Consider the following 12,731-nt stretch of genomic DNA (forward strand, 5'->3'; position numbering starts at 1 on the left):
GGACGGGCCGGTGCGGTCCCGCTGACCGGGAGAGTGCGGTCGGCGGGACGCCGGCCGCCGCCCGCCATCGGCGAAGCCGGCCTGGCCGACCTCAGCCGAAGTTGGCCTGGCCGCCGTCGAGCGGCACCGTGGCGCCCGTCAGATAGCGGGCGTCCGGGCCGCACAGCATCGCGACCGCCCGCCCGATGTCCTGCTCGCAGTCGCCGATGTACCCCAGGGGAATGGACGCGCAGAATTCGGCGGCCTCCTCCGGGTGGGCGTCCTGCCATCCGGCGTAGGCGGGCGATGTCGCGTGCGGGGCGATGGCGTTGACCCGGATTCCGTCCCGGCCCCATTCGTTGGCGGCGGCCCGGGTCAGGGAGCGCAGCGCGGACTTGGCGGCCGCGTACGCGCCGTAGGTGCTCAGGTCCCAGCGGACCATCGCGGAGGTGACCAGGTTGATGATCACGCCCCCGCCGTTGCGCTTCAGGTGCGGATGCGCGGCCTTCATGAAGGCGAACGCCGCGAACGGGCCGCTGTCGAAACCCTTCTGGAACTGTCTGTCGCTCAGTGACAGGAGCGGTCCGTAGCAGCCGGTGTAGGCGTTGTTCACCAGGATGTCGATCCCGCCGAAGCGCTCGGCGACCTCCTCCACCACGGCGGGGATCCGTTCCGTGTCGAGCACGTCGAGGACGAACGGTTCGGCCTTCGCGCCCCGTTCGCGCAGCAGCTCGCACGTCGCTTCCAGCTTCGCCGCGGTCCGCCCCAGCACGGCGACGGATGCTCCGTCGGAGGCGAGGGCCAGGGCGATGCCCTGGCCGACGCCCTGGCCCGCTCCGCTGATGACCGCGATCCTGCCGTCAAGGTTTCCCATCGGTTCTCTCCCTCAACTCGGCCTGGGAAGGTGCTTGTTGATGAAGAGCCCCTCCACCGTGACGCAGGTGCGGCCACCGGCGGAGATCTCGCCGGCCGTACGGATGCGTGAACCTTCCACCGAGATCTGGCGCCCGGTGACCGTCAGGGGCTCGAACAGCGGCGTGGGCCGCAGATAGCGCAGGGTCAGCTCCGCGGTCATCCCCGAGGGGCCGCCCCAGTGGTTGGCCACCCCCAGCGTGTGGTCCAGGAGCAGCGCCGAGATGCCGCCGTGCACATGGCCGGGCGGTCCCTGGTAGGGCAGATCGAGGGTGACGACGCCCTCGACGGAGCCGTCCTCCTTGCCGCGCAGGTGCAGCGGCGGTGCGAGAGCGTTCTCCGGGCCGGTGACGGGGTCGTGCCGGGTGACGCCCTCGCCGCGCCACATCTCGGCGAGGCGTTCCTCCACGGCGGGTGCCTTCTCGGTGAGCCCTGCGGCGACGGCGTCGAGCCGGGCGGCGATCGCGTTCATGTCCGCGCCGGTTCCGTCGCCCGCGCGCAGCAGGGCGGCGATCACCCGGCGGGCCGCCGCGACGGCTGCGTCGACGCCGTCCTTGTGCGGTTCGGCGACCAGCCGGGGGGCCGTGGGCGGTGCGGTGGTCTCGCGCGAGGGGGCGCTCATGAGATCACCGTCGCCGTCGCGTGGGTGAGCACGGGCGCGCCGTCGCGCTGCGGGCAGGCCGACTGGAGCACGAGCCGCCCGGTGCCGTCGTCCGCCGGTTCGTCCCGCCATACGGAGGTCACGAGGGACTCCCCGGGGACGAGGGGGCCGGCGAAGCGCACCGTGAGGCCGGTGAGCCGGGTGACGTCACCGCCGAGGATCCCGTCGACGAGCGCCTTGCAGACCAGCCCGTAGGAGGCGAGGCCGTGCAGGATCGGCCGGTCGAACCCGGCGGCGCGGGCGGCGGCGGGGTCGGCGTGCAGCGGGTTGAGGTCTCCGTTGAGCCGGTACCACAGGGCCTGCTGGGGTGTGGTGACGGAGGTGAGGACGGTGTCGGCGGGACGGTCCGGTGCCGTCCACCGCTCCTGCGGGCCGGGGTCCTGGCTGAAGCCGCCCTCGCCGCGTGCCCAGATGCGGGTGGTGGTGGTCCACAGCGGTTCGCCGCCGGGGTCCGTGGCCGAGGATTCCAGGACGACGAGTGCGGCCCCGCCCTTGTCCCAGACCTCGGCGACACGGGTACGGAGCGTGGCGGTGCCCGAGGCGGGGAGGGGCCGGTGGACCCGGAGCCCCTGGCCGGCGTGGAGCAGGGCCCGCAGGTCGATGTCGATGCCGGGCAGATGGAGGCCCGGTGCGGCGCCCTCGCCGGAGGAGATCCCGGATCCGGCCACCAGGGCGAAGGCCGGCAGGACGGTCAGGCCGTCCTCGAAGGTGAGGTGCAGCTCGGGGTCGGTGGCCGCACCGGCGCCGGCGCCCAGGCTCAGGTGGTACAGAAGCACATCACGGGTGGTCCAGTGGATCTCGCGGACGGACGGGTCCGCGGTCAGCGCCTTGTCGCGGTCGATGGGCATGTCAGCCTTTCCGGGTGGGCTCGGGGTCGCGGGGCAGGCCGAGCATGCGCTCGCCGATGATGTTCAGCTGGACCTCCGTGGTGCCGCCCGCGATGGACAGGCAGCGGGAGTTGAGGAACTGCCAGGTGGCGTCGAGGCGTTCGCCCTCGCCGGTCAGGGCGGCGGTGCCCTGCCAGTCCACGCAGGTCTCCCAGACGCGTTGCTGGTGTTCGACGCCGAGCAGTTTGGCGACGGACGCCTCGGCGCCGGGCTGCTGACCCGCCACGGTGCGCAGGGTGGTGCGCAGGGCGAGGACGGCGCCGGTCTGGGCGTCGCAGAGGTGGCTGCCGAGGGTGGTGAGCTGTTCGTCGTCGAGGCGGCCCGAGGCTGCGGCGATCTCCAGCAGCGCCTCGGCGCCGGAGCCGACCGAGTCGTGGGAGAGGGCGACGCGTTCGTTGGCGAGGGTGGTCCGGGCGAGTTTCCAGCCGTCGCCCGGGGAGGCGACGAGCAGGTGGTCGGGGATGAACACCTCGTCGAGGAAGACCTCGTTGAACTCGGCGTCTCCGGTGATCTGCCGCAGCGGCCGGATGTCGAGTCCGGGGCTCGTCATGTCGAGGAGGAAGTAGGAGATGCCCTTGTGCTTGGGCACCTCGGTATCCGTACGGGCGAGCAGGACGCCCCAGTGGGCGTCGCGGGCCATGGACGTCCAGACCTTCTGCCCGGTGACGCGCCAGCCGCCGTCCGCCTTCTCGGCCCGGGTGGTGAGCCCGGCGAGGTCGGAGCCCGCACCCGGCTCGCTGAACAGCTGGCACCAGACGATGTCGCCGCGCAGGCTCGGGGCGAGGAACCGCTCCCGCTGGTCCGGGTCGCCGTGGGCGATGAGCGTGGGCACCACCCAGCCGCCGATGATCATGTCGACGGGGGTGAGGTCCGCGGCCCGCAGCTCCTCGGCGATGACGAGCTGGGTGACCGGACCCGCGCCCTTGCCCCAGGGGGCCGGCAGATGGGGGGCGGTGTAGCCGTGGTCGGCAAGGTGGGTGCGGCGCGCCTCGCCGTCCAGGGCGGCGGCCGCCCGCAGTTCGGCGCGGATGCCCTCGCGTTCCGCCTCGGCCTCCGGCGGCAGTTCCACGCCCAGGTCGCGCCGGACGCCGTCCAGCGTGAGGCGGGCGACCCGGCGGCGCCAGACGGCGGACGGGCCGAGGGCTATCCGGAGGGTCTGCGCACGGCGCAGCGCGAGATGCGCGTCGTGCTCCCAGGTGAAGCCGATGCCACCGAGGACCTGGATGCAGTCCTTCGCTGCGGAGAACGCGGCGTCGACGCCGACGGCCGCGGCGACGGCGGCCGCCAGCGAGGCCTCCCCTGCGTCGTCCGCACCGCCGGGGCCGGCCGCGCGGGCGGCGTCCCAGGCGCAGGCGCGGGCCTGTTCGGCCTGCGCGAGCATCCGGGCGCAACGGTGCTTGACGCCCTGGAACTGTCCGATGCGGCGGCCGAACTGCTCCCGTACCCGGGCGTACTGCGCGGCCGTGGTCACGCACCGGTCGGCCAGACCGGAGGCCTCGGCGGCGAAGAGCGTCGCGGCGAGGTCGCGCGGGGTCTGCGGATCGAGGTCCAGCAGGTCTGCGGCCGGTACCGGCACCGCGCGCGCGGTCACCCGTGACGAGCGCCGGGTGAGGTCGTGGCTGCGGAGGTCGGCGGTGTCCACAGCGGCGCGCGGCAGCACCAGCCAGGTGGTCCGGCCGCCGTCGGACGCGGGCAGTACGAACACATCGGCGAGATGTCCGCCGACGACGAGTTCGGACGTTCCGGTCACGGTGACCGTGCCGTCGGCGGCGCGGGTCAGGGCAAGAGTGCCGGGCGCGAGTCCCACGGCGCCCAGGGTGGTGCCGGCGGCGAGCGGGGCGAGGTGCGTCCGGTGTCCCGCGGCGTGCAGGACGGCGGAGGCGAGTGTCGTCGGCAGGAAGGGGCCGGGGGCCGTCGCGCGGCCCAGTTCCTCGGTGACGACGGCGAGTTCGACGAGTCCGTACCCGGCGCCGCCGTCCTCCTCCGGCAGGTGCAGGCCGAGCAGTCCCTGTCCGGCGAGTCCGCTCCAGTGGGCGGGGAGGGTCTCCTTGCCTGCGTCGGCAGCCGACCGGAGGGTGTCCTCGGTGATGTGCCGGTTCACGAAGGCCCGCACGGCGTCGCGCAGGTCGAGGTGCTCCTGGGTGAGTCCGATGGTCATGACGCGCCCCTCAGATGCGTTCGATGATGGTGGCGGTCGCGTGCGCTCCGCCGGCGCACATGGTGATGAGCGCGGTGGACTTCCCGGTGCGCTCCAGTTCGTGCAGGGCCTGGGTGATGAGCCGGGCACCGGTGGAGCCGACGGCGTGACCGAGCGCGATGGCGCCGCCGTTGACGTTGACCTTGTCCAGGTCGGCCCTGTGGACCTGGGCCCAGGACAGGACCACGGAGGCGAAGGCCTCGTTGATCTCGACGAGGTCGATGTCGGCGAGCGTCATCCCGGCGGCGCGCAGCACCCGTTCCGTCGCCATGACGGGTCCGTCGAGGTGGTAGTACGGGTCGGAGCCGACCATGGCGGATGCCACGATCCGGGCCCGTGGGCGCAGCCTCTCGCGGGCGGCGCGCTCCCGGCTCATGAGCAGGACCGCGGCGGCGCCGTCGCTGATCTGGGAGGAGTTCCCGGCGGTGTGGATGCCGTCCGGAAGGACCGGGGCGAGGGCGGCCAGCGCTTCGGCGGTGGTGTCTCGCAGCCCCTGGTCGCGGGTGACGGCGGCGATCTCACCGGTGGGTCCTTCGGGGCCGGTGACGGGAGCCTGGATCTCGATGATCTGCCCGTCGAAGCGCCCTTCGGCCCAGGCGCGGGCCGCCTTCTGCTGGGAGGCGAGACCGAGGGCGTCCGCGTCGGCCCGGGTGATGCCCCGGTGGCGGGCGATGCGTTCGGCGGCCGTGAACTGGTCGGGCATGTCCAGGGACCAGCTCTCCGGCACCGGGGAGCCGTTGCCGGGGGTGAGGGCGGCTCCGAGGAACACCCGGCTCATCGACTCGACGCCGCAGCCGATGCCGGTCTCGATGGCACCGGACGCGATCAGGCCCGCGACGAGGTGGACGGCCTGCTGGGACGATCCGCAGGCGCAGTCGACGGTGGTACAGGCGGTGGTGTGCGGGAGTCCGGTGTGCAGCCAGGCGCTGCGGGTCACGTTGTTGGACTGCTCACCGGCCTGGGTGACGCAGCCCCCGATGACCTGTTCCACGGTCTCGGGGGCGATGCCGGCACGCTCCAGGAGCCCCTTCTGGGCGAGGCCGAGGAGCTCCGCCGGGTGGAGCCCGGACAGGACACCGCGGCGCCGTCCGACCGGTGTCCGCGCGGCTTCGACGATGACGGCCTCGGTCATGGCTCTCCGTAGGGTGTGAGGGGCCCGTGGGGGCCTGGGCACGTGGGATAAAAACTAGAATTCGTTCTCGAAACAAGCAAGAGCCAGTCCCGCTCAGTGGCTTGGCGGACTCGCCGGTGGGCCGACGGGCCCGTCACCCGCCCGGCGGGCCCCACAGCGGGCCGGCGCGGCCGCGCTCGGCCCGGCGGGCCCGTCAGTGGCCGGCCGCACCGGCTCAGTGGCCCGGCGCGCCCGTGCCTGTGCGAACGCGGGCCGTCAGATGTGGGATCCGCCGTCGGCCCGGATCTCCGCCCCGGTGAGATACGCCGCGTCCCGCGACGCCGCGAACGCGATCACCCCGGCGATCTGCTCCGGCTGCGCGGTGCCGAACAGCGCGCGGATCCTTGCGTAGTACGCGGTGTCGAGATCCGGCGGCAGCACGTGCGGCCCGGCGAGCGGGGTGGCGACGGAGCCGGGCGACACGGGCACGACCCGGATGCCCCGGTGCGCCACCTCCGCGGCCAGGGACAGCGAGAAGCCGAGAACCGCTCCCTTCGAGGCGGCGTACGCGCTCATGTACGGGTTCCCGTGCGAGGCCGCCGACGAGGCCACGTTCACGATCACACCGGAGCCGTCCGGCAGGTGCGGCAGCGCCTCCCGGCAGAACACGGCCGTGCCCACCACGTTGACCGCGAAGAGCCGCTCCATGTCGGCCACGGCCAGCCGGTCCACCGGCGTCGACCGGTGGATCCCCGCCGCGTTGACCAGGACGTCGATGCCGCCGAGCGCGCCGGCGGCGGCCCGTACGCTCTCCATCACCTCGGCCTCGTCCGAGACATCGGCGACCCCTGTCACGATCCGCCCGGGTCCGGCCGCCGCCGCGGCGGTCCGTTCCAGGCCCTCGCCCGAGAGGTCGACGCCGTACACGGCGGCTCCCTCGGCCACCAGCCGCAGGGCGGTGGCCCGCCCGATCCCCGACCCCGCACCGGTGAGCAGGACCTTCACTCCGTCGAACCGGTCCATCACAGGCCCCTTCGCTGTACAACCCGGCAGATGAGGCGGCGGACGGTACCTCCCGCCGACGGCGTCCCGAAACCCACGTCCCACCGACCGGGACCGGCTCCCGGCGGCCCGGGCGGCACCTGTTCCGGTCAGTGGGACTCCCCCGGCCGGGCACCGGCACGGCGGCCTACGGTCCGGAACCCGGAAACCATGCGTCCTGAAGGGGATGAGAGCACCGTGAGCGCAGTCGAGTCAGCACCCGATGACGTCAGGGCCATCGAAGCCGCAGCGGCACCCACGCGATTCGCGCGCGGCTGGCACTGCCTGGGCCTCGCGGAGAAGTACAAGGACGGAAAGGCGCACTCGGTCCGGGCGTTCGGCCAGAAACTCGTGGTGTTCCAGGCCGGCGACGGCACGCTCAGCGTCCTGGACGCCTACTGCCGCCACATGGGCGGCGACCTCTCGCAGGGCACGGTCAAGGGTGACCAGGTCGCCTGCCCGTTCCACGACTGGCGCTGGGGCGGCGACGGACGCTGCAAGCAGATCCCGTACTCCAGGAGGGCGCCGCTCAGGGCCCGCACGACGTCGTGGCCGACGCTGGACCAGGACGGCATGCTCTTCGTGTGGAACGACCCGGAGGGCAATCCCCCGCCCGCCGGCGTGACCATCCCCCGGATCGAGGGCGCGACGAGCGACGAGTGGACCGACTGGCTCTGGTACGAGACCGTCATCGACGCCAACTGCCGCGAGGTCGTGGACAACGTGGTGGACATGGCCCACTTCTTCTACGTCCACTACTCCTTTCCGACATATTTCAAGAACGTCTTCGAGGGCCACACCGCCACCCAGTACATGCGCGCGACCGGCCGCCCCGATGCCCGCCCCCAGGAGCAGGACGACAAGCCGAAGACGACCGGCAGCAACTCGGTCGCCTCGTACCACGGTCCGTCCTTCATGATCGACGACCTGACCTACCACTACGAGAGCGGTGACACGCAGTCGGTCCTGATCAACTGTCACTATCCCGTCGACGCCGACCGGTTCGTCCTCCAGTACGGCATCATCGTGAAGCGCTCGCCGTCGACGGCCGGCGACGCGGCCGACGACCTCGCGGCAGGCATGGCTCAGTTCATCAAGCTCGGCTTCGCGCAGGACATCCAGATCTGGCAGAACAAGACCCGGATCGACAATCCCCTGCTCTGCGAGGAGGACGGCCCCGTCTACCAACTGAGGCGCTGGTACGAGCAGTTCTACGTGGACGCGGCCGAGGTGAAGCAGGAGATGACCGACCGCTTCGAGTACGAGCTGGACACCACCCGGCCCGTCGAGGCCTGGCGGCATGAGGTCGAGGCGAACCTCGCCCGCAAGACCGCCGCCGACGAGGGCCGGCCGGCCTGATGCCCCTCGACAACCGGCTCACCGATGCTGCGCCGATGCGGCCGCTGGCGTGCGAGCGGTGCGCCGCGCAGGTGCTGGTGCGCAAGAGCAGCCGGCAGCAGACGAGCGTGCAGTGGAACGGCCGGGCGGTGGCCCTCTGCGCGGAGCGTGGCGGGTCCGACGCCGCCTTCCAGGGCTGCGGCTCGCTGCGTGACACGATCCGTGAGGCCGCGCTGCGGGGCACGATCGCGCTCGTGGACGGCGGCGGGGACGGCCCGGCACCCGGCGCCTGACCCCGCGGGCGCAATCCCGTTCCCCCCGTGGACGCGATGAAGAGGCCGGGTACGCACTCACCGTGTGCGTACCCGGCCTCTCCGCCCGGATCGGTCACCGCCCGCCGCGGCCGGCGCTCCCGTCCCGGCCGGTGTCACCGGCCGGGACGGGGCAGGCTCACTCCGCGGTGCCGGGCGGGGTGAAGGCGGCCAGCGGCTCGGACCCGGACCAGTCGTGGCCCCAGTAGCTGTCGGCGGTGATCTCCTCGGCCGTGTAGTGCCTCTCGTCGACGCGCATCCCGTCGCAGCCGTACTCGATGTCCCAGCCGCCCGGTGCTCGCACGTAGAACGACACCATCTTGTCGTTGGTGTGCCGGCCCAGGGTGGAGGAGAGCGAGAAGCCCTGCTTGGCCACGTTGTCCAGGGCGCGGCCCACCGCGTCCAGCTCGTCCACCTCGACCATCAGATGGACGAGGCCCGGCTCCTCGCCGTGCGGGGCGGGGCAGACGGCGAGGCTGTGGTGGCGTTCGTTGACGCCCATGAACCGCACCCGGCGGGCGGGAGCGCCGGACGCCCCGCCGCCGAGCCGGATTCCGCCGCGCGGCAGGAACCCGAGCACCTCGGTGTAGAAGGCGACCGTCTCGTCCGCGCAGGTGGTGGGGAGTACCACGTGCCCCATCCCCTGACCGCCGGTGACGAACCGCTGACCGAGCCCGGTCAGCACGGGGCTGTGGTCGAGGACCGGGGCGAAGAACACCTCGACCGGTACTCCGGCCGGGTCCTCGAAGGTGATCCCCTGCTCCACGCCCCGGTCGTCGGCCTCCTCCTGGCTGAGCGGCTTCACCGCCGTACCGGATGCCTCGACGGCGCGGCCGACGGCGGCGAGTGCGAACTGGTCCCGTACCTCCCAGCCGACCGACAGCACCCGGTCGCTGTCGCCGGGCAGGAGGACGAGCCGGGAGCGGCGTTCGTCCATGCGCAGGTACAGGCCGTCGGGGTCCGGCCCCGAGCCTTCGGCGAAGCCCAGGGCGTCCACGGCGAGTTCACGCCAGCGGCCGATGTCACGGGTCTGGACCCGGAGATATCCGAGCCCGCGGATCTGCGTCATAGGTGTTCCTCTCTGAACGGACATGCGCCGGACGAAGGCGTCAGATCATCGAGCGCATCGGGCCGTGCGGCGGCTCGATCCCGATCTCGGTCAGCGCCGAGGCGTGGAAGACCGAGCCCGGTACATGGATGGCGTGCGCGAGACCCGTGTGCGCATCGCGCCAGAAGCGCTGGATCGGGTTGTCGAGCCGCATCGCGTTGCCGCCCGAACGGGCGACGATCTCGTCGACCGCGCGGACCGCCCGCCAGGCGGCGGCCGCCTGGGTGCGCCGGCCGACGGCCCGCCGCTCGAAGCTGATCTCCCGGCCGGCCTCGACCGCGTCGTACATCCGGCAGATGTTGTCCAGCAGCGCCGAGCGGGAGGCCGCGATCTCGGCCGCCGCGTCACTGACGGCGTAGAGGACGTACGGGTCGTCCCGCACCGCCTGGCCGGTGATCTGCACCCGGTCGCGCTGGTAGTCGAGGTGGTGGGCGAGGGCGCCCTCGCAGATGCCGATCACGGCGGCGGTGATGCCGAGCGGGAACGCGGCCGAGAAGGGCAGCCGGTAGGCGGGGTTGGTCAGCCCGGACTCCGCGGCCAGGGAGCCGTCCACGACCTTGGCGTACTCGATGACGCGGTGCGCGGGCACGAAGGCGTCCCTGACGACGACGTCCTTGCTGCCGGTGCCGCGCAGCCCGACCACGTCCCAGGAGTCCTCGACGATCTCGTAGTCGGCGCGGGGCAGGATCACGTGCACGGACTGCGGGGGGTTGAGCCGGTTGCCGTCGGCGTCCGCGAGGAATCCGCCGAGGAAGATCCAGCGGCAGTGGTCGGTCCCGGAGGAGAACTGCCAGCGGCCGTTGAAGACATAGCCGCCGTCGACGGGCCTGAGCAGGCCCATCGGTGCGTACGGGGAGGCGATCCAGGTGTCGGGGTCCTCGCCCCAGACCTCCTCCTGGACCCGGGGGTCGGCCATCGCCATCTCCCACGGGTGGACACCGACCACGCCGGCGACCCAGCCGGTGGCCCCGTCGCAGGAGGCGATCCTCATCACGGTCTCGGCGAACTCGCGCGGGTGCAGTTCGAGGCCGCCGTGGGCCTTGGGCTGGAGCATGCGGATCGCCCCGACGTCCCGCAGGATCCTGGCCGCCTGGTCGTCGAGCCTGCCGAGCGCTTCGTTGGCGGGACCGAGTGCGCGGATCTCGTCGGCCCGTGCCTCGACTGCCTCGAGTACCGGATTGGACATGGCTGTTCTCACTTCCCCGGGGAGTTCTGGGCGGCCGCGGCCCGGTTCTTCGCCGCGAGGGCGACCGCGATCTCGATGAGCTGGTCCTCCTGGCCGCCGACGAGCTTGCGGCGGCCGGCCTCCATGAGGATCTCGGCGCCGGACACCTGGTACGTGGCGGCCTGGCGGGCGGCGTGTTTCAGGAAGCTGGAGTAGACACCGGCGTATCCCATCGTCAGGGACAGCCGGTCGAGCAGGCATTCGCCGTCCATGACGGGCCGCACCACGTCCTCGGCCGCGTCGATGATCTTCAGTACGTCGATGCCGGTGCGGATGCCGAGCTTCTCGGCGACGGCGGCGAATCCCTCGACGGGTGTGTTGCCCGCGCCCGCCCCGAACCGGCGGGTCGATCCGTCGATCTGCGTGGCCCCCGCGCGTACGGCGAGTACCGAGTTGGCGACGCCGAGGCCCAGGTTCTCGTGGCCGTGGAAGCCGACCTGGGCATCGTCGCCGAGCTCGCTGACCAGGGCGGCGATCCGGTCACTGGTCTGCTCCATGATGAGGGCGCCGGCGGAGTCGACGACGTACACGCACTGGCAGCCGGCGTCGGCCATGATGCGGGCCTGCCGGGCCAGCACCTCGGGCGGCCGGCTGTGCGACATCATGAGGAACCCGACTGTCTCCAGCCCGAGTTCGCGGGCGAGTCCGAAGTGCTGCACGGAGATGTCCGCCTCGGTGCAGTGCGTGGCGATCCGGCAGATCGCGGCGCCGTTGTCCGCGGCCTCCCGGATGTCGTCCTGGAGGCCGAGGCCGGGCAGCATCAGGAAGGCGATCTTCGCCCGGCGGGCGGTCTTCACCGCTGCCTTGATGAGCTCCTGTTCCGGGGTGTGGCTGAAGCCGTAGTTGAAGGAGGACCCGCCGAGACCGTCGCCGTGCGTGACCTCGATGACGGGCACGCCCGCGTCGTCGAGGGCGGCGACGATGGAGGTGACGTGGTCGACGGTGAACTGGTGCTGCTTGGCGTGCGAGCCGTCCCTGAGGGACGAGTCGGTGACGCGGATGTCCAGGTCGGTGCTGTAGGGCATGACTCGTGTACTCCTCGGTGAGCGGGGTCAGGCGCCGGCGCGGCGGGCGGTGATCCGCTGGGCGAAGCCCTCGCCGACCCTGGTGGCGGCGGCGGTCATGATGTCGAGGTTTCCGGAGTACGGCGGCAGGAAGTCGCCCGCGCCCTCCACCTCGATGAAGACCGCGACGCGGGCGAGCCCGCCGCTGACCGCGGTCGGTCCGTCGAACTGCGGCTCGGTGCGCAGCCGGTAGCCGGGCACGTACGCGGCGACCCGGGCGACGGTCTCGCGGATCGACGCGGTGACGGCGGCCCGGTCGACACCGGCGGGGATGGCGCAGAAGACGGTGTCCTGCATCAGCATCGGCGGCTCGGCCGGGTTGAGGATGATGATGGCCTTGCCCTTGGCGGCGCCGCCGATCGTCTCGATGCCCCGGCTCGTGGTGAGCGTGAACTCGTCGATGTTGGCGCGGGTGCCGGGTCCGGCCGACGGCGAGGCGACGCTCGCGACGATCTCCGCGTAGGCGACCTCGGTGACCCGGGAGACGGCGTGCACGATCGGGATGGTGGCCTGTCCCCCGCAGGTGATGAGGGAGACGTTCGGCGCGTCTAGGTGGTCGCCGAGATTGACCGCGGGCACCACGGCCGGGCCGATCGCGGCGGGGGTCAGGTCGATGGCCTGGATCCCCAGTGCGGCGTACTTGGGCGCGTTGACCCGGTGGACGTACGCGGAGGTGGCCTCGAAGACGAGATCCGGCCGCTCGTCGCCGGCCAGCAGGGCGTCGACGCCGTCGGCACTCGCGTGCAGGCCGTGGTCCGCCGCGCGCTTGAGGCCGGGGCTCTGCTCGTCGATGCCGATCATCCAGCGCGGCTCGATCAGCTGCGAGCGCAGGAGTTTGTACATCAGGTCGGTGCCGATGTTGCCGGATCCGACGATCGCGGCGGTCGCCTTGGTCAC

Annotated in this window: 12 protein-coding genes; 2 read left to right on the forward strand and 10 right to left on the reverse strand. The window is 72.4% G+C overall.

The annotated features are described in order from the left end of the window. Window positions 1–91 precede the first annotated feature (91 nt). From OG782_RS05110 to OG782_RS05135, 6 genes are all read right to left on the reverse strand, one after another. Window positions 92–853 carry an SDR family NAD(P)-dependent oxidoreductase gene (locus OG782_RS05110; protein ID WP_406448194.1) on the reverse strand — a complete coding sequence of 254 codons (762 nt, stop codon included), beginning with the start codon at window positions 851–853 and terminating at the stop codon, window positions 92–94. Window positions 854–865: 12 nt separating this feature from the next. Further along, complete coding sequence (locus OG782_RS05115; RefSeq protein WP_406448195.1) at window positions 866–1,513, reverse strand: PaaI family thioesterase; 648 nt, start codon at window positions 1,511–1,513, stop codon at window positions 866–868. Next, window positions 1,510–2,400, reverse strand: coding sequence for a MaoC/PaaZ C-terminal domain-containing protein (locus OG782_RS05120; protein ID WP_406448196.1), 891 nt, complete (start codon window positions 2,398–2,400; stop codon window positions 1,510–1,512). Before OG782_RS05120 ends, OG782_RS05115 begins: the two co-directional genes overlap by 4 nt. A 1-nt stretch (window position 2,401) precedes the next feature. After that, complete coding sequence (locus OG782_RS05125; RefSeq protein ID WP_406448197.1) at window positions 2,402–4,597, reverse strand: acyl-CoA dehydrogenase; 2,196 nt, start codon at window positions 4,595–4,597, stop codon at window positions 2,402–2,404. A gap of 10 nt (window positions 4,598–4,607) precedes the next feature. Beyond that, the gene (locus tag OG782_RS05130; RefSeq protein ID WP_406448198.1) at window positions 4,608–5,768 is read right to left on the reverse strand and encodes a steroid 3-ketoacyl-CoA thiolase; all 1,161 of its coding nucleotides are present in this window, start codon (window positions 5,766–5,768) and stop codon (window positions 4,608–4,610) included. 255 nt (window positions 5,769–6,023) lie between these two features. Further along, entirely contained in the window at window positions 6,024–6,770 is a 747-nt protein-coding gene (locus tag OG782_RS05135; protein ID WP_406448199.1) for an SDR family NAD(P)-dependent oxidoreductase, read from the reverse strand. Between the two features lie 189 nt (window positions 6,771–6,959). Here OG782_RS05135 and OG782_RS05140 point away from each other — a divergent pair, with 189 nt between their 5' ends. Both OG782_RS05140 and OG782_RS05145 read left to right on the forward strand, forming a co-directional pair. Beyond that, the gene (locus OG782_RS05140) at window positions 6,960–8,147 is read left to right on the forward strand and encodes a Rieske 2Fe-2S domain-containing protein (RefSeq protein ID WP_406448200.1); all 1,188 of its coding nucleotides are present in this window, start codon (window positions 6,960–6,962) and stop codon (window positions 8,145–8,147) included. Continuing rightward, window positions 8,147–8,419 (forward strand): ferredoxin, encoded by a 273-nt coding sequence (locus OG782_RS05145; RefSeq protein WP_406448201.1) that lies wholly within the window; start codon window positions 8,147–8,149, stop codon window positions 8,417–8,419. The genes OG782_RS05140 and OG782_RS05145 overlap by 1 nt, the downstream gene beginning before the upstream one ends. A gap of 157 nt (window positions 8,420–8,576) precedes the next feature. On the opposite strand, the gene OG782_RS05150 is transcribed toward OG782_RS05145, so the two are convergent. The 4 genes from OG782_RS05150 to OG782_RS05165 are packed head-to-tail and all read right to left on the reverse strand — an operon-like array spanning window position 8,577 to window position 12,731. Beyond that, the gene (locus OG782_RS05150; RefSeq protein WP_406448202.1) at window positions 8,577–9,506 is read right to left on the reverse strand and encodes a VOC family protein; all 930 of its coding nucleotides are present in this window, start codon (window positions 9,504–9,506) and stop codon (window positions 8,577–8,579) included. 40 nt (window positions 9,507–9,546) lie between these two features. Beyond that, window positions 9,547–10,731, reverse strand: a complete 1,185-nt coding sequence (locus tag OG782_RS05155; RefSeq protein ID WP_406448203.1) for an acyl-CoA dehydrogenase family protein — start codon at window positions 10,729–10,731, stop codon at window positions 9,547–9,549. Window positions 10,732–10,739: 8 nt separating this feature from the next. Next, window positions 10,740–11,795 (reverse strand): 4-hydroxy-2-oxovalerate aldolase, encoded by a 1,056-nt coding sequence (dmpG, locus tag OG782_RS05160; RefSeq protein ID WP_406448204.1) that lies wholly within the window; start codon window positions 11,793–11,795, stop codon window positions 10,740–10,742. 27 nt (window positions 11,796–11,822) lie between these two features. After that, on the reverse strand, window positions 11,823–12,731 hold the full coding sequence (locus tag OG782_RS05165; protein ID WP_406448205.1) for an acetaldehyde dehydrogenase (acetylating): 909 nt from the start codon (window positions 12,729–12,731) through the stop codon (window positions 11,823–11,825).

The sequence above is a fragment of the Streptomyces sp. NBC_00876 genome, from assembly GCF_045207435.1.
GTDB lineage: Bacteria > Actinomycetota > Actinomycetes > Streptomycetales > Streptomycetaceae > Streptomyces.

Coding starts and splice junctions, on each gene's coding strand:
- OG782_RS05155 (WP_406448203.1), bottom strand. CDS start 10,731: ATGTCCAATCCGGTACTCGAGGCAGTCGAGGCACGGGCCGACGAGATC.
- OG782_RS05115 (WP_406448195.1), bottom strand. CDS start 1,513: ATGAGCGCCCCCTCGCGCGAGACCACCGCACCGCCCACGGCCCCCCGG.
- OG782_RS05150 (WP_406448202.1), bottom strand. CDS start 9,506: ATGACGCAGATCCGCGGGCTCGGATATCTCCGGGTCCAGACCCGTGAC.
- OG782_RS05145 (WP_406448201.1), top strand. CDS start 8,147: ATGCCCCTCGACAACCGGCTCACCGATGCTGCGCCGATGCGGCCGCTG.
- OG782_RS05135 (WP_406448199.1), bottom strand. CDS start 6,770: ATGGACCGGTTCGACGGAGTGAAGGTCCTGCTCACCGGTGCGGGGTCG.
- OG782_RS05125 (WP_406448197.1), bottom strand. CDS start 4,597: ATGACCATCGGACTCACCCAGGAGCACCTCGACCTGCGCGACGCCGTG.
- OG782_RS05110 (WP_406448194.1), bottom strand. CDS start 853: ATGGGAAACCTTGACGGCAGGATCGCGGTCATCAGCGGAGCGGGCCAG.
- dmpG (WP_406448204.1), bottom strand. CDS start 11,795: ATGCCCTACAGCACCGACCTGGACATCCGCGTCACCGACTCGTCCCTC.
- OG782_RS05130 (WP_406448198.1), bottom strand. CDS start 5,768: ATGACCGAGGCCGTCATCGTCGAAGCCGCGCGGACACCGGTCGGACGG.
- OG782_RS05140 (WP_406448200.1), top strand. CDS start 6,960: ATGCGTCCTGAAGGGGATGAGAGCACCGTGAGCGCAGTCGAGTCAGCA.
- OG782_RS05120 (WP_406448196.1), bottom strand. CDS start 2,400: ATGCCCATCGACCGCGACAAGGCGCTGACCGCGGACCCGTCCGTCCGC.